The 14675-nt window shown below is 61.5% G+C and carries 16 protein-coding genes and 1 tRNA gene; all 17 read left to right on the top strand.

Annotated features, from left to right (window positions below):
- Positions 1-87: 87 nt before the first annotated feature.
- On the top strand, positions 88-2205 hold the full coding sequence (pnp, locus tag BZG29_RS20770; RefSeq protein WP_010399742.1) for a polyribonucleotide nucleotidyltransferase: 2118 nt from the start codon (positions 88-90) through the stop codon (positions 2203-2205).
- A 225-nt stretch (positions 2206-2430) separates the two neighbouring features.
- Entirely contained in the window at positions 2431-3126 is a 696-nt protein-coding gene (locus BZG29_RS20765; protein ID WP_077407086.1) for a hypothetical protein, read from the top strand.
- A gap of 6 nt (positions 3127-3132) precedes the next feature.
- Positions 3133-3432, top strand: coding sequence for a hypothetical protein (locus BZG29_RS20760; RefSeq protein WP_216350321.1), 300 nt, complete (start codon positions 3133-3135; stop codon positions 3430-3432).
- Between the two features lie 121 nt (positions 3433-3553).
- Complete coding sequence (locus BZG29_RS20755; RefSeq protein ID WP_171985078.1) at positions 3554-5506, top strand: methyl-accepting chemotaxis protein; 1953 nt, start codon at positions 3554-3556, stop codon at positions 5504-5506.
- Positions 5507-5657: 151 nt separating this feature from the next.
- On the top strand, positions 5658-5867 hold the full coding sequence (locus BZG29_RS20750) for a hypothetical protein (RefSeq protein ID WP_077407080.1): 210 nt from the start codon (positions 5658-5660) through the stop codon (positions 5865-5867).
- A 109-nt stretch (positions 5868-5976) separates the two neighbouring features.
- Entirely contained in the window at positions 5977-6738 is a 762-nt protein-coding gene (locus BZG29_RS20745) for a DUF2807 domain-containing protein (RefSeq protein ID WP_034779536.1), read from the top strand.
- A 62-nt stretch (positions 6739-6800) separates the two neighbouring features.
- Positions 6801-7409, top strand: coding sequence for a tetratricopeptide repeat protein (locus BZG29_RS20740; protein WP_077407077.1), 609 nt, complete (start codon positions 6801-6803; stop codon positions 7407-7409).
- A gap of 70 nt (positions 7410-7479) precedes the next feature.
- Positions 7480-8460 (top strand): NAD(P)H-quinone oxidoreductase, encoded by a 981-nt coding sequence (locus BZG29_RS20735; RefSeq protein WP_077407074.1) that lies wholly within the window; start codon positions 7480-7482, stop codon positions 8458-8460.
- Positions 8461-8532: 72 nt separating this feature from the next.
- Positions 8533-9282 carry a triose-phosphate isomerase gene (tpiA, locus tag BZG29_RS20730; RefSeq protein ID WP_077407071.1) on the top strand — a complete coding sequence of 250 codons (750 nt, stop codon included), beginning with the start codon at positions 8533-8535 and terminating at the stop codon, positions 9280-9282.
- Positions 9283-9310: 28 nt separating this feature from the next.
- Entirely contained in the window at positions 9311-9721 is a 411-nt protein-coding gene (gene secG / locus BZG29_RS20725; RefSeq protein ID WP_070255615.1) for a preprotein translocase subunit SecG, read from the top strand.
- 191 nt (positions 9722-9912) lie between these two features.
- Positions 9913-9997: transfer RNA gene (locus tag BZG29_RS20720), tRNA-Leu, on the top strand.
- Between the two features lie 177 nt (positions 9998-10174).
- Positions 10175-10534, top strand: coding sequence for an NADH-quinone oxidoreductase subunit A (locus tag BZG29_RS20715; RefSeq protein WP_010399734.1), 360 nt, complete (start codon positions 10175-10177; stop codon positions 10532-10534).
- Positions 10535-10537: 3 nt separating this feature from the next.
- A complete protein-coding gene (locus tag BZG29_RS20710; protein WP_010399733.1) occupies positions 10538-11014 on the top strand; it encodes an NADH-quinone oxidoreductase subunit B family protein in 477 nt (158 codons plus the stop codon).
- A 17-nt stretch (positions 11015-11031) separates the two neighbouring features.
- The gene (locus tag BZG29_RS20705) at positions 11032-11625 is read left to right on the top strand and encodes an NADH-quinone oxidoreductase subunit C (protein WP_077407068.1); all 594 of its coding nucleotides are present in this window, start codon (positions 11032-11034) and stop codon (positions 11623-11625) included.
- Positions 11625-12878, top strand: coding sequence for an NADH-quinone oxidoreductase subunit D (locus BZG29_RS20700; RefSeq protein ID WP_034749992.1), 1254 nt, complete (start codon positions 11625-11627; stop codon positions 12876-12878). Before BZG29_RS20705 ends, BZG29_RS20700 begins: the two co-directional genes overlap by 1 nt.
- A gap of 12 nt (positions 12879-12890) precedes the next feature.
- On the top strand, positions 12891-13370 hold the full coding sequence (gene nuoE / locus BZG29_RS20695; RefSeq protein WP_034779513.1) for an NADH-quinone oxidoreductase subunit NuoE: 480 nt from the start codon (positions 12891-12893) through the stop codon (positions 13368-13370).
- A complete protein-coding gene (gene nuoF, locus BZG29_RS20690; protein WP_010399729.1) occupies positions 13367-14662 on the top strand; it encodes an NADH-quinone oxidoreductase subunit NuoF in 1296 nt (431 codons plus the stop codon). The genes nuoE and nuoF overlap by 4 nt, the downstream gene beginning before the upstream one ends.
- The last annotated feature ends 13 nt before the right edge of the window (positions 14663-14675 follow it).

The raw sequence follows: 14675 nt of genomic DNA, 5'->3' as shown, positions 1-14675 counted from the left end.
CAAGTAAAGGCAGCATTTTTACGCCGCCTGTGGTGAGGTGAACGACAGCCCCTGAAAATCTGTCGGCAATTAGAAAAGGGATACCCCATGTTTAACAAAGTTACGAAAACCTTCCAGTACGGTCAACATCAAGTGACCCTGGAAACCGGCGAAATCGCTCGTCAGGCATCCGGCGCAGTGCTGGTGTCGATCGAAGATACCGTCGTTCTGGCAACGGTAGTGGCACGCAAAGATGCCAAGCCAGGCCAGGATTTCTTCCCTTTGACGGTTGATTATGTCGAGAAAACCTATGCTGCCGGTAAAATCCCGGGCGGTTTTTTCAAGCGCGAAGGCCGTCCTTCCGAAAAAGAAACACTGACATCGCGTCTGATCGACCGTCCTATCCGTCCGCTGTTCCCGGAAGGCTACCTGAATGAAGTGCAAGTCATCATTCACGTGCTGTCGGTCAACCCTGAAATCGATCCGGACATCGCCGCCATGATCGGCGCATCGGCCGCCCTGTGCGTATCGGGCGTGCCTTTCAACGGTCCTATCGGCGCCGCGCGCGTCGGTTACGCCAATGGCCAGTACATCCTGAACCCGACCGTCCAGCAGCTGAAAACGTCGGAAATGGACCTGGTTGTCGCCGGTACCGAAACGGCCGTGCTGATGGTCGAATCGGAAGCGAAACAGCTGTCCGAAGAAATCATGCTGGGCGCCGTGGTCTTCGGCCACGACCAGATGAAAGTCGTCATCGACGCGATTCACGACCTGGTGCGTGACGGCGGCAAGCCGGAAGTGGAATGGGCGCCTGCGCCGAAAAACGAAGCACTGATCGCCCGCGTCGCGCATTTCGCCAACGCCAAGATCAATGACGCGTATCAAACCAAGGACAAGCAAGAGCGCACGGCCAAGCTGAAAGCGGCGACGTCGGAAGTGATCGCCGACCTGTCGGCCGAAGCGGCTGCCGCCGGCGGCGCGTCGATCGACAGCGCTGAAGTCAACAACATCCTGTTCGACATCGAAGCCAAGATCGTGCGTACGCAGATCCTGGACGGCGAGCCACGCATCGACGGCCGCGACACGCGCACCGTGCGTCCGATCTCGATCCGCACCAGCGTGCTGCCACGCACCCACGGTTCGGCCCTGTTCACGCGCGGCGAAACGCAGGCGCTGGTCGTCGCCACCCTGGGCACCGCCCGCGACAGCCAGAAGATCGACGCGCTGATGGGCGAGTTCACCGATTCGTTCATGCTGCATTACAACATGCCTCCGTTCGCCACCGGCGAAACGGGCCGTGTCGGTACGCCAAAACGCCGTGAAATCGGCCACGGCCGCCTGGCCAAGCGCGCGCTGATCGCCGCCTTGCCAGCAGCTGAAGAGTTCAGCTACTCGGTGCGCCTGGTATCGGAAATCACGGAATCGAACGGTTCCTCGTCGATGGCATCGGTGTGCGGCGGCTGCCTGGCACTGATGGACGCCGGCGTGCCGATGAAAGAACACGTGGCCGGTATCGCCATGGGCCTGATCAAGGAAGGCGGCAAGTTTGCCGTGCTGTCCGACATCCTGGGCGACGAAGATCACCTGGGCGACATGGACTTCAAGGTAGCCGGTACCCGCAACGGTATCACGGCGCTGCAGATGGACATCAAGATCATGGGCATCACCAAGGAAATCATGCAAGTGGCACTGGCGCAAGCCAAGGAAGGCCGCGAGCACATCCTGGGCGAAATGCAAAAAGCCATGCCGCACGTCAAAACCGAACTGTCCGATTTCGCACCGCGTCTGATCACCATCAAGATCAACCCGGAAAAAATCCGTGACGTGATCGGCAAGGGCGGCGCCGTGATCCGCGCGCTGACCGAAGAGACGGGCACCCAGATCGACATCAGCGACGAAGGCGTGGTCACCATCGCTTCCGTCGACGCCGCTGCCGGCCAGGAAGCCAAGCGCCGCATCGAAGAACTGACGGCATCCGTCGAAGTGGGCAAGACCTACGAAGGCACCGTGCTGAAACTGCTGGACTTCGGCGCCATCGTGCAAGTCATGCCAGGCAAGGACGGCTTGCTGCACATTTCGCAGATCGCCAACGAGCGCGTCAACGCCGTGGCCGACTACCTGAAAGAAGGCCAGCTGGTGCGTGTAAAAGTTCTGGAAACGGACGACCGCGGCCGCCTGAAACTGTCGATGAAAGCTGCCGAAGGCAACGAAGCGCCAGCCGCTTAATGTCCTTCAGGTACGCCTGAGTGCGGCTTCGGCCGCATGCTTAAAAACCGCCGGCGCGCAAGCCCTGGCGGTTTTTTATGCGCCGCGTTTGCGCTGTATCGAAGGCGTGTGCCGGCTTGCCCGCCTGTCTGCAGCGGCCTTGATCCAGCGCGTATCGGCCGCCGCTGCTCTCTGTAGATTCGGCATGGGATCTTCCCCTGAACGAGTCTTCCAAGGAGATGCAGCATGCGCACATTCTGCGGGCTGGCCGCCGCCTTTCTGCTTGCCGTCGCGCCCGGTGTCCGGGCGCAGCTGGACAGCGCACCGACGCCGGTGCCGTTGCCCATCCCTATCGCTGCCGCGTCCGAGTCCATGCCGGCGCAAGACCTCGATGCCTTGCGCGCCGTGCATGCGCGCGAAATCAATGACCTCAGCACCTTCAGGACGGCGGGCTTGCCGCGGGATGCGATCGATGCCTACCTCGAGAGCGGGCCAGGGCGGCAGTTCCTGCGCGAACTGCGCGCCGCCGATCCCGCCGCGTCGGCCGACACCATCTATGCGCGGGCCGTAGAACAGCTTGCTTCTGGCAGCACCGTGCCGGACCTGCAGCCGATGGCCGCCGCGCTGGTGAAAATCGTGCCGCATGGCCAGAATGTGTCGCCGTATTCGCCGTATTTCACCACCAGCGCGCAATTGCAGCTGGCTTCGGGTCAGTGCGCCAGCCTGGCCGACTGTTTCGGCTTGCCCTTGAAGAGCGAGGCGCCGCTGTATGATGTGTATCAAATCATGCCCAAGGGTACCGTCAGCGTGTTCGTCAGCCAGGTGGCGCCGACGGAAGAACTGGGCGGGCTGGTGCGGCGCAAGGGCGGGGCGCAGCAGTATTTGCTGCCCAACCGCAGCCTGTGGTCGGCCCCCGTGCTGATCGGCACGATCAAGAATTGAGGAGAAATGATGGATCAACCGCGCCTGCAAGCCAGCGCCGCCGAACTGGAACAGTTGTTGACGCGCCTGGCGCCCGCCGATGGGGAGGTGGCCGACTTGCGCAGCGCGCTGGAGCCGCTGCTGGCCCTGGCGGGCAGCGGCGCCTTGACGACGCCCTTGCCGTGGGGCGACATCCCCGGCGGGCGTTATTTTACGGAAGGCGGCTTGCGTCGCTACCCCGAGCTGGAGCGGGCATTTGCCCGTTTCCGCATCGAGGCGACGGGCGGCGAATCGCCGGCCCTGCGCAAGCTGCGCGGCGAGATCTGATTAATATATGGTATCAATTGTTGTTTATGGGTAATTGACTGTCAGTATTGCTTGACGACAAAATCTTATTCCCTGACCATGGCGCATCCCTCCCGATTTTCTCTTTTTTATTGGATGCACCATGTTGTCCTCCCTTAAGGCGCGGCTGATCGCCATCGCCGTTTCCATCGTCGTGCTGGCCATGCTGGCCGTCGCCATCGCCAATTTCTTCACTACCCGCTCCAGCACCCTGGCCGCGCTCGACACGCAGATGCTGCAGTTGTCGCACAGCCATGCCGCGGCCATCGCCGAATGGCTGCGTTCCAAGCAAGCCGTCGTGGGCTCGCTCAAGCAGGGCGCCACGGCGGCCGATCCGCTGCCGGCCCTGAAGGCGGCCGAGCAGGCCGGCACCTTCGACATGGCGTATATCGGCTTTGCCGACAAGCACGCCGTCTTTTCGCAGGAGCGCAAGCGCGCCGCCGACTACGATCCCACGGCGCGGCCCTGGTACAAGCTGGCGTCCGAAGTGGGCGGCCCCATCATCACGGCGCCCTACATCGGCGCCAGCACGGGCAAGCTGGTGGTGACGTTTGCCGAGCCGCTGGGCGGCAAGGGCAGCGTGACAGGCGTGATGGCAGCCGACGTGATGATGGATGCGGTGGTGCAAAACGTCGCCTCGATCAAGCCGACGGTGGCCAGCTATGCCTTCCTCGTCGATGGCGGCGGCAAGATCATCGCCCACCCGGACGGCAAGCTGACCCTGAAGCCGCTGGCCGAGCTGGATCCGGGCTTGAGTGCGCAGGCGCTGGCCGATATCGAAAAGAGCGGCGACGGCGCCGCTATTCGCCTGGGCGAACGCGATGGCATCTTGCATGTGAGTAAAGTGCCGGGCAGCGACTGGCTGCTGGCGACCGTGCTCGACCGCGCAGAAGCGACGCAAGCCTTGAGCTCCATGCTGCGCGCCTCGGCCCTGACGGCCTTGCTGGTGCTGGCCCTGGCCGCCACGGTGTTGAGCGTGCTGGTGGCGCGCGCCTTGCGCCGCCTGGGCCTGGTGCGCGACGCGATGGAAGCGATCGCCACGGGCGACGGCGACCTGACCAGCCGCCTGGACGCGGAAGGCACGGACGAGCTGGCGCAGATCGCCAAGGCATTCAATTTGTTCGTCGAAAAGATCGCCACCGTGCTGGTGCAGATCCGCAGCATCAGCACCCTGGTGCGCAGCGAATCGGCCGATATTGCCGCCGGCAATGCCGACCTGTCCTCGCGCACGGAAGCGCAGGCGGGCGCGCTGGAAGAAACGGCCAGTTCGATGGATGAGCTGACCTCGACGGTGAAACAGAATGCGGAAAACGCGCATGCGGCCAATGAGCTGGCCGTGTCCGCCTCGGAAGTGGCGGCCAAGGGCGGCCGCGTGGTGCAGCAAGTGGTCGGCACCATGGCCGGCATCCAGGAAAGCTCGCGCAAGATCGTCGACATCATCGGCGTCATCGACGGCATCGCCTTCCAGACGAATATCCTGGCCCTGAACGCGGCTGTCGAGGCGGCGCGCGCCGGCGAGCAGGGCAGGGGCTTTGCCGTGGTGGCGTCCGAAGTGCGCAACCTGGCGCAGCGGTCTGCCGGCGCGGCGAAGGAAATCAAGGAATTGATCGGCGATTCGGTGGAGAAGGTCGATGCGGGCGGGCGCCTCGTCGATGAGGCGGGCCAGACCATGGATCAGGTGGTGGCCTCGGTGCAGCAATTGACGACCATCATGAGCGAGATCACGGTGGCCAGCCGCGAACAGAGCGCCGGCATCGGCGAGATCAATACGGCCGTCACGCACATGGATACCATGACGCAGCAGAACGCCGCCCTCGTCGAGCAGGCGGCCGCCGCCGCGGAAAGCCTGCAGGAGCAGGCCGTGGATCTGGCGCAAGCCGTCGGCATGTTCCGCCTCGGTGATGCGGGCCCTGCCGCGGCGCCCGCGCCCGTGACGCGCCTCAAGGCGAAGCCGGCCGTTCGCGCTCCCGCGCCGCGCGCGCCAGCCCGCGCGCTGTCGCCGGCCAAGCCCGTCAAGGCGGCCAAGTCCGGGGGCGACGAGTGGGAAGAGTTTTAAGCACGCAGCAGTAAATCGACGTTTATCCGCGTTTTTGTCAGGCCAGCCTGCCAAAAGCGCAGTTCGTCGCAATCGGCGTGTCTGCCGGGAGCGGTATGGCTATAGTGACACCATACCGCAAGCCCACTGCCAGACACCCGAGGAGATTCAAATGAACGTCGCTAAAAACATGGAAGTCATCGCCGTTGCCGCCGCCATCCTGCTCGGCGCCAGCTGCTACGCCATCGCCCCGGCCGCCCCGGCCCTGCAAGTGGCCAGTTCCACGGTCACCCTGGCCGCGCCGGCGAACAAGGCGGCCATGCAAGTGGTGGTGGTCAAGGCCAAGCGCCTGACTGCCTTGGAAAAAGCCCGTTTTGCATAATTGATTGTCAGCAATTTTTGCTGCTGCTACAGTGGCGGCCAGTGAGAATGCGCGCGAGCCCCACGAGGGCGACGCGACACATAAAAACAAGATACCGAGGATGCACTACATGAAAAAGACACTGCAACTGGCGCTGCTGTTCCTGGCGACTCTGGGCCTGGTGCGCGGCGCGGCCGCCGAGACCCGCTTGCTGGAAATGCGCAACGTCGACGCCCGCGTGGTGAGGGTCAAGCTCGACGGCGTGATGGAAGTGCGCATTCGCCAGGGCAACGTGCCTTCGCTGAGCATCACGGCCGACAAGCGCTACATCGCCGATGTCAGCACGGCGCAAAGCGGCGATACCCTGCACATCGAAACGGAAGTGCGCGGCTTCAAGATCGGCCCTTCGTCGATCCGCGCCGATCTGGTCCTGCCGAATTTGCGCGAGCTGAGCTCGGAAGGCTTCGGCAGCACGGACATCACGGGCTTCAAGGGCGAGGAACTGACCCTGTCGCTGGAAGGGGCGGGCAGCATCAAGCTGGTGGGCGACTACCGCAAGCTCAATGCCAGCCTGGGCGGCGTGGGCAGCATGCAGATATGGATAGGTAACAATGAGCGGGCCGAGCTGGACTTGCAGGGCGCCGGCTCGGTGGTGCTGGGCGGACGCGGACGACTCCTGAAGGCCAGCCTGGGCGGCCTGGGCAGCCTGAATGCGCAGCAATTCGAAGCCGATGCCGTGAACCTGGAATTGAGCGGCCTGGGCAACGCCACGGTGAATGCCCATACGAATGCCAAGCTGAACTTGAGCGGGCTCGGTTCGGTGGTGGTGTACGGCAAGCCGGTCAACCGCGATGTCAGCGTCGAGGGCCTGGGCAAAGTTAGCTGGAAGTAAAAGCATCCTGCCGCAGGCCTTCGGCAGGACAAGAATAAGCAGTCAGACCACATCCCATTCCGATGAAAAAACTGATCATTACATTACTCATGCTGTTGACGATACAGCTACCCGCGCGGGCTGGCTTCGCCGAAGGCGCCAGCGCCTACAACAACAAGAATTACGCGCTGGCCTACAAGGAAATATTGCCCCTTGCTAAGACCGGCAACGCCGATGCCCAGCATTTGCTGGGCTTGATGTATTACATGGGGCGGGGCTTGCCGCAGGATTACAAGCAAGCCATGTTCTGGCACCGCAAGGCGGCCGAGCAGGGCAAGGCCGACGCCCAGTACGTGGTGGGCGCCATGTATTACACGGGCAACGCCGTGCTGCAGGACCATAAACAGGCCGTCGGCTGGTTCCGCAAGGCGGCCGAGCAGAATCATGCCGAGGCGCAGCAGGTGCTGGGCCTGATGTACCGCTACCACATGGGCGGCGTGCAGCAGGACAACGTCATCGCCTACATGCTGTGGAACCTGGCGGCGGCGAATGGCAACGCGAATGCGGCCGACCAGCGCGCCGCCGTGGTGCGCAAGATGACGCATGAGCAAGTCGAGGAAGGGCAAGCCCTGTCGGCGAAATGGAAGCCGGGCACGCCCTTGCCGCGCCAGTCGAAGACGGGCGCCGGTTAAGAGGGGCGGTGGTCTGCAGGGGAGGGCGGCTTGGCGTACAATCGCCGTTTTCCCTTGAGAGAGTCCCGCCATGCGTGCAGTTGCCATCAGCCAGCCAGGTCCCGCCGACGTTTTGCAGATCGCGGAACGTCCCATGCCGCAATATAAGGCGGGCGAACTGCTGATCAAGGTGCACGCGGCCGGCATCAACCGTCCCGACGTGCTGCAGCGCCTGGGCAAGTACGCGCCGCCCGCCGGCGCCTCCGACTTGCCGGGCCTGGAAGTGGCGGGCGAAGTCGTCGATGGCGATTTCAGCAACACTGAATTCAAAAAAGGCGACCTGGTCTGCGCGCTGGTGCAGGGCGGCGGCTATGCCGAATACTGCGCCGCGCCCGCCGGCCAGTGCCTGCCCTTGCCCAAGGGCTTGACGGCGCTGGAAGGCGCGTCTTTGCCGGAAAACTTCTTTACCGTCTGGAGCAATGTCTTCGACCGCTGCGCGCTGGCCGATGGCGAAACGTTATTGGTGCAGGGCGGCACGTCCGGCATCGGCGTGACGGCCATTCAATTGGCGGCCGCGCTCGGTCACCGCGTGTTCGCCACGGCGGGCAGCGACGAGAAGGCGCGCGCCTGCGAGGCGCTGGGCGCCGAACGGGGCATCAATTACCGCACGGAAGATTTCGTCGCCGTCGTCAAGGAATTGACTGATGGCAAAGGCGTCGACGTCATCCTCGACATGGTGGGCGGCGACTACCTGCCGCGCGAAATCGATTGCCTGGCCGACGATGGCCGCATCGGCCTGATCGCCGTGCAGGGCGGCAGCAAGGCGGAGCTGGACCTGGGTGCCTTGCTGCGCCGTCGCCTGACGGTGACAGGTTCCACCTTGCGTCCCCGTTCCGTTGCCTTCAAGGCGGCCATCGCGAACCACCTGCGCGCGACCGTCTGGCCGCTGATCGAGGCGGGCAAGATCAAGCCCGTGATCCATCAAACTTTCCCGTTGGAAAAAGCCAACGAGGCGCATGCCTTGATGGAAGCGAGCACGCACGTGGGCAAGATCATGTTGCAAGTTGCCTGAAACGGGGCACTGCCTGTTTGACCGGCATCGGTGCCGGAGTTAGAATGACGGGTTATTAGAATTTAGGCTACTATGCGTCGCAAACTCGTCGTCGGAAATTGGAAAATGAACGGCAGTCGCACCTCGAACGCGGTGTTATTGTCTGAAATAGTTGCTGGCCTGGCTGCCTCTGGCGCCGCCAGCGCCGTCTGCGTGCCTGCGCCGTATCTGGCGCAGTGCCAGGCGCAATTGGCAGGCACGGCCCTTGGCTGGGGTGCGCAGGATGTGTCCGCGCATGCCGGCGGCGCCTACACGGGAGAAATCTCGACCGCCATGCTGCAGGATTTCGGCTGCGGCTATGTGGTGATCGGGCATTCCGAGCGCCGCGCCTACCATGGCGAGAGCGATGCGCAGGTGGCGGCCAAGACGGTTGCGGCGCTGGCGGCGGGCATCACGCCTATCGTCTGCATCGGCGAAACCCTGGCGCAGCGCGAAGCGGGCCAGACCAATGCCGTGGTGGAGCAGCAGCTGGGCGCCGTGCTGGCGGCCATTTCCGCCGACGACGTGGCGAAACTAGTGCTGGCCTACGAGCCGGTCTGGGCCATCGGCACGGGCAAGACCGCCACGCCGCAAATGGCGCAGGACGTGCATCAGGTATTGCGCGCCCAGCTGGCAGAAAAGAATGCGGTAGCGGCCGCCGGCGTGCAGATCCTGTACGGCGGCAGCATGAAGCCGGAGAACGCAAAAGAATTGATGGCGATGCCGGATATCGATGGCGGTCTGATCGGTGGAGCAGCATTGAAGGCGGCGGATTTCCTGGCGATTATTCACGCCGCTGATTGAATTACTTTAAACTAAGAATGGAATTGCAATGAACATGATGTTCAATCTGGTAGTGGTAGTACAGGTTATTTCGGCATTGTCGATTATCGCGCTGGTGTTGTTGCAGCACGGTAAGGGCGCCGACATGGGCGCCGCCTTCGGTTCGGGCGCCTCGGGCAGCCTGTTCGGTGCGACGGGTTCGTCGAACTTCATGTCGAAATCGACGGGCGTTGCCGCCGCGATCTTTTTCGGCGCCACCCTGGCTCTGTCGCTGATGGCCAATCAGCGCGCCACCACGGTGGGCGGCGGCGTGATGGATAAAGTCGTCAAGCCAGTGCCGGTTACCGGCGCGGGCGCGATCCCGACGACGGTGCCTGCAGCCCCTGCGGCACCAGCGGCCAGCGCTCCTGCAGCGGCGGCACCGGTTGCCAGCACCCCGGCCGGCGCGATTCCGAAGTAATTCTGTATTAACTCGATACCTCATCGAGAGTAATTCTCATTACGGGCAGATTATTGCTCAATGTTTTAGCAGTGCGGCAGGAAAAAATCGTGGCGCGCTGGAAGATGTAAAAATTTATCGTTTTTATCTGTGTTTTGATGCATTTGTGCATTAACTTTAGCGGCAAAGCAGAGTAGAATACGGGCCTTACCGCCGACGTGGTGAAATTGGTAGACACGCTATCTTGAGGGGGTAGTGGCGAAAGCTGTACGAGTTCGAGTCTCGTCGTCGGCACCAGAAATCAGAAGCCAGCAACGGCGCACGAGCCATGGCTCGTACAAAGTTGCTGGCTTTTTTTACGAGGATGTGTCGTTCGATCCTGGTCTTAGCTTTGATTGGGGTCGTGCGTTAGATACGCTGCAAATGATCGCAGCGTCCTCATTTAACCGATCGTTCAATATAAGCTCATCAATCGTGAACCTCGAAAATTACTTCCCCGTCCTGCTGTTCATTATTATCGGCCTTGGTGTCGGTATCGCTCCCCAGCTCCTGGGGCGCCTGTTAGGCCCTAACAAGCCCGACGCAGCAAAACTCTCCCCGTACGAATGTGGCTTTGAAGCATTCGAAGACGCGCGCATGAAATTTGATGTGCGCTACTATCTGGTCGCAATCCTGTTTATTTTGTTCGATCTGGAAACGGCATTCTTTTTCCCATGGGGCGTTGCAATGCGCGACCTGGGCTGGGCCGGTTTCGTCACGATGATGGTGTTCATCGCTGAATTCGTGGTCGGATTTTGGTACATTTGGAAGAAAGGTGCCCTTGACTGGGAATAAGCCATGGCTATTGAAGGCGTATTAAGCGAAGGTTTCATCACCACCTCGGCCGACAAGCTGATCAACTGGGCGCGCACCGGGTCTATGTTCCCGATGACGTTCGGTCTGGCCTGCTGTGCGGTCGAAATGATGCATGTGGGCGCAGCCCGCTACGATATGGACCGTTTCGGCGTCGTGTTTCGTCCGTCGCCGCGTCAGTCCGACGTCATGATCGTTGCCGGCACCCTGTGCAACAAGATGGCGCCGGCCCTGCGCAAGGTCTACGACCAGATGGCAGAGCCACGCTGGGTCATCTCGATGGGTTCCTGCGCCAACGGCGGCGGGTACTACCATTACTCCTATTCCGTGGTGCGCGGTTGCGACCGCATCGTGCCCGTCGACGTGTATGTGCCTGGCTGTCCTCCGACCGCTGAAGCCTTGCTGTACGGCATCATGCAGTTGCAGAACAAGATCAAGCGTACCAGCACGATCGCACGCTAACGGGGCCGCTTCAGATTATGACAACACATTTAGAAGTATTGCAAAACGCCCTCGGCACTGCCCTGGGCGATCGCGTTAGCACGACAGTTGCGCTGGGCGAAGTCACCCTGGTCGTCAAGGCCGAGGACTACCTGGCCGTGATGCTGACCTTGCGCGACGATCCGAGCCTGCATTTCGAGCAATTGCTCGACCTGTGCGGTGTCGACTACTCGACCTATGGCGACGGCAGCTGGGATGGCCTGCGTTTCGCGGCCGTTTCGCACTTGCTGTCGGTCAAGCACAACTGGCGCGTGCGCGTGCGCGTGTTCGCGCCGGACGACGACATGCCGCTGCTGCCCTCCGTGGTCGGCATCTGGCGCGCCGTCAACTGGTACGAGCGCGAAGCATTCGACCTGCTGGGCATCCTCTTCGAAGGCCACAACGACTTGCGCCGCCTGCTGACCGATTACGGCTTTATCGGCCATCCGTTCCGCAAGGATTTCCCCGTCTCCGGCTATGTCGAGATGCGTTACGATCCGGAACAAAAGCGCGTGATTTACCAGCCCGTGACGATCGAGCCGCGGGAAAACGTGCCGCGCGTGATCCGCGAAGAACATTACGGGATGAAATAATGGCTGAGATTAAGAACTACACCCTGAACTTTGGGCCACAGCATCCGGCCGCGCACGGTGTGCTGCGCCTGGTGCTGGAGATGGATGGCGAAGTCATCCAGCGCGCCGACCCGCATATCGGCCTGCTGCACCGCGCCACCGAAAAGCTGGCCGAACAGAAGACCTACCTGCAATCCGTGCCGTACATGGACCGTCTCGACTATGTGTCGATGATGTGCAATGAACATGCGTACGTGATGGCCATCGAAAAGATGCTGGGCCTGGAAGTGCCGCTGCGCGCGCAATACATCCGCGTCATGTTCGACGAGATGACGCGCATCCTGAATCACTTGATGTGGCTCGGCACCCACGCGCTGGACGTTGGCGCCATGGGCCCGTTCCTGTATTGCTTCCGCGACCGCGAAGACTTGTTTGACGCCTACGAGGCAGTGTCGGGCGCGCGCATGCACGCAGCCTACTACCGCCCGGGCGGCGTGTACCGCGACCTGCCGGACGCGATGCCGCAGCACAAGGCCTCGATCATCCGCAACGCCAAGGCCATCGGCAAGCTGAATGAAAATCGCCAGGGCTCGCTGCTGGACTTCATCGAAGACTTCGCGCGCCGTTTCCCGAACTCCGTGGACGAGTACGAAACCTTGCTGACCGACAACCGTATCTGGAAACAGCGTACCGTCGGCATCGGCGTGGTCTCGCCGGAAGATGCGCTGGCCATGGGCTTTACGGGCGCCATGCTGCGCGGCTCGGGCGTGCAGTGGGACTTGCGCAAGAAACAGCCGTACGAAGTGTACGACCTGATGGATTTCGACATTCCTATCGGCACCAACGGCGATTGCTACGACCGCTACCTGGTCCGCGTGGAAGAGCTGCGCCAGTCGAACCGTATCATCAAGCAATGCGTGGAGTGGCTGCGCAACAATGAAGGTCCTGTCATGACCAGCAACCGCAAGGTGGCGCCTCCGGGCCGCGTCGACATGAAGACCAACATGGAATCGCTGATTCACCACTTCAAGCTGTTTACGGAAGGTTTCCACGTGCCGCCAGGCGAGGCCTACAGTGCCGTGGAACATCCGAAGGGCGAGTTCGGCGTGTACCTGGTGTCCGATGGCGCCAACAAGCCGTACCGCATGAAACTGCGCGCGCCAGACTACGCCCACTTGCAGTCGCTCGACGAGATGGCGCGTGGGCACATGCTTGCCGACGCCGTGACCATCATCGGGACGCAAGATATCGTGTTCGGCAGTATTGACCGCTAAGAGGCAAAAAGTATGTTGTTATCAGAGCAATGCTATAAGAAAATTGACCGTGAGTTGGCCAAGTACCCGGCCGACCAGCGTCAATCCGCCGTCATGGCCGCGCTGGCCCATGCCCAGGATGAACTGGGCTGGCTGGCACCGGAAACCATGAAGGAACTGGCCGATTACATCGGCATGCCGGCGATTGCCGTGCAGGAAGTGGCCACGTTCTACAATATGTACAACGTGAAACCAGTGGGCAAGCACAAGATCACCGTGTGCACCAACCTGCCATGCGCCCTGTCGGGCGGCGTGCGCGCTGCAGACTACCTGAAGCAGAAGCTGGGTATCGATTTCCGCGAAACCACCCCTGACGGCCAGTTCACCCTGGTTGAAGGCGAGTGCATGGGTGCGTGCGGCGATGCGCCTGTCTTGCTGGTCAGTAATAAAACCATGTGCAGCTGGATGTCGAACGAGAAGATCGACGCCATGCTGGAGGAACTCAAGAAATGACGTCACTCCACAACCGCCATATCGATCCATTGATCCTGAAGGATCTGGATGGCAAGAACTGGCATTTGCAAGATTATGTGAACCGCGGCGGCTACAGTGCCCTGCGGCGTATCCTGGAAGAGAAAATCACGCCGGAACAGATCATCGCCGACCTCAAGGCTTCGTCCTTGCGCGGCCGTGGCGGCGCGGGTTTCCCTACCGGCTTGAAGTGGAGCTTCATGCCGCGCCAGTTCCCGGGTCAAAAATACCTCGTCTGCAATACAGATGAAGGCGAACCGGGCACTTTCAAGGACCGCGACATCATTCGTTACAATCCCCATGCCCTGATCGAAGGCATGGCCATTGGCGCTTACGCGATGGGCATCACCGTCGGCTATAACTATATCCACGGTGAAATCTTCCAGGAATACCTGCGTTTCGAAGAAGCGCTGGAAGAGGCGCGCGCCGCCGGTTTCCTCGGCGACAAGATCATGGGCAGCGAGTTCTCGTTCCAGTTGCATGCGCACCATGGTTATGGCGCCTACATCTGCGGCGAAGAAACGGCCCTGCTGGAGTCGCTGGAAGGCAAGAAAGGCCAGCCGCGCTTCAAGCCGCCTTTCCCTGCCTCGTTTGGCCTGTACGGCAAGCCGACGACGATCAACAACACGGAAACCTTCGCGGCCGTGCCATTCGTGCTGAACATCGGTCCAGAGAAATACCTGGCGATGGGCAAGCCGAACAACGGCGGTTCGAAGATCTTCTCGATCTCGGGCGACGTGGAAAAACCGGGCAACTACGAAGTGCCGCTCGGCACCCCGTTTGCGACCCTGCTGGAACTGGCAGGCGGCATGCGCGGTGGTAAAAAGATCAAGGCCGTGATCCCTGGCGGTTCGTCCGCTCCGGTGATCCGCGGCGACATCATGATGCAGACCGACCTGGACTACGACTCGATCGCGAAAGCCGGTTCGATGTTGGGTTCGGGCGCCGTCATCGTGATGGACGAAACACGCTGCATGGTAAAGGCGCTGGAACGCCTGTCCTACTTCTACTTTGAAGAATCGTGCGGCCAGTGTACGCCTTGCCGTGAAGGCACAGGCTGGATGTACCGCATGGTGCACCGCATCGAGCAGGGGCAGGGTCGTCCAGACGACCTGGACATGCTCAACTCGATCGCCGACAACATCCAGGGCCGCACCATTTGCGCGCTGGGCGATGCGGCTGCCATGCCGGTACGGGCCTTCATTAAGAATTTCCGTGAAGAATTTGAATATCATATCGAGCACAAGCATTGCTTAGTGCCCGCATATATCTAAGCTGCGTCAGGTA

The organism is Janthinobacterium sp. LM6, from assembly GCF_002002885.1.
Classification (GTDB): Bacteria; Pseudomonadota; Gammaproteobacteria; order Burkholderiales; family Burkholderiaceae_D; genus Janthinobacterium; species Janthinobacterium kumbetense.
This window is presented reverse-complemented; position numbering and strand designations above follow the sequence as displayed.

Coding starts and splice junctions, on each gene's coding strand:
- pnp (WP_010399742.1), top strand. CDS start 88: ATGTTTAACAAAGTTACGAAAACCTTCCAGTACGGTCAACATCAAGTG.
- BZG29_RS20765 (WP_077407086.1), top strand. CDS start 2,431: ATGCGCACATTCTGCGGGCTGGCCGCCGCCTTTCTGCTTGCCGTCGCG.
- BZG29_RS20760 (WP_216350321.1), top strand. CDS start 3,133: ATGATGGATCAACCGCGCCTGCAAGCCAGCGCCGCCGAACTGGAACAG.
- BZG29_RS20755 (WP_171985078.1), top strand. CDS start 3,554: ATGTTGTCCTCCCTTAAGGCGCGGCTGATCGCCATCGCCGTTTCCATC.
- BZG29_RS20750 (WP_077407080.1), top strand. CDS start 5,658: ATGAACGTCGCTAAAAACATGGAAGTCATCGCCGTTGCCGCCGCCATC.
- BZG29_RS20745 (WP_034779536.1), top strand. CDS start 5,977: ATGAAAAAGACACTGCAACTGGCGCTGCTGTTCCTGGCGACTCTGGGC.
- BZG29_RS20740 (WP_077407077.1), top strand. CDS start 6,801: ATGAAAAAACTGATCATTACATTACTCATGCTGTTGACGATACAGCTA.
- BZG29_RS20735 (WP_077407074.1), top strand. CDS start 7,480: ATGCGTGCAGTTGCCATCAGCCAGCCAGGTCCCGCCGACGTTTTGCAG.
- tpiA (WP_077407071.1), top strand. CDS start 8,533: ATGCGTCGCAAACTCGTCGTCGGAAATTGGAAAATGAACGGCAGTCGC.
- secG (WP_070255615.1), top strand. CDS start 9,311: ATGAACATGATGTTCAATCTGGTAGTGGTAGTACAGGTTATTTCGGCA.
- BZG29_RS20710 (WP_010399733.1), top strand. CDS start 10,538: ATGGCTATTGAAGGCGTATTAAGCGAAGGTTTCATCACCACCTCGGCC.
- BZG29_RS20705 (WP_077407068.1), top strand. CDS start 11,032: ATGACAACACATTTAGAAGTATTGCAAAACGCCCTCGGCACTGCCCTG.
- BZG29_RS20700 (WP_034749992.1), top strand. CDS start 11,625: ATGGCTGAGATTAAGAACTACACCCTGAACTTTGGGCCACAGCATCCG.
- nuoE (WP_034779513.1), top strand. CDS start 12,891: ATGTTGTTATCAGAGCAATGCTATAAGAAAATTGACCGTGAGTTGGCC.
- nuoF (WP_010399729.1), top strand. CDS start 13,367: ATGACGTCACTCCACAACCGCCATATCGATCCATTGATCCTGAAGGAT.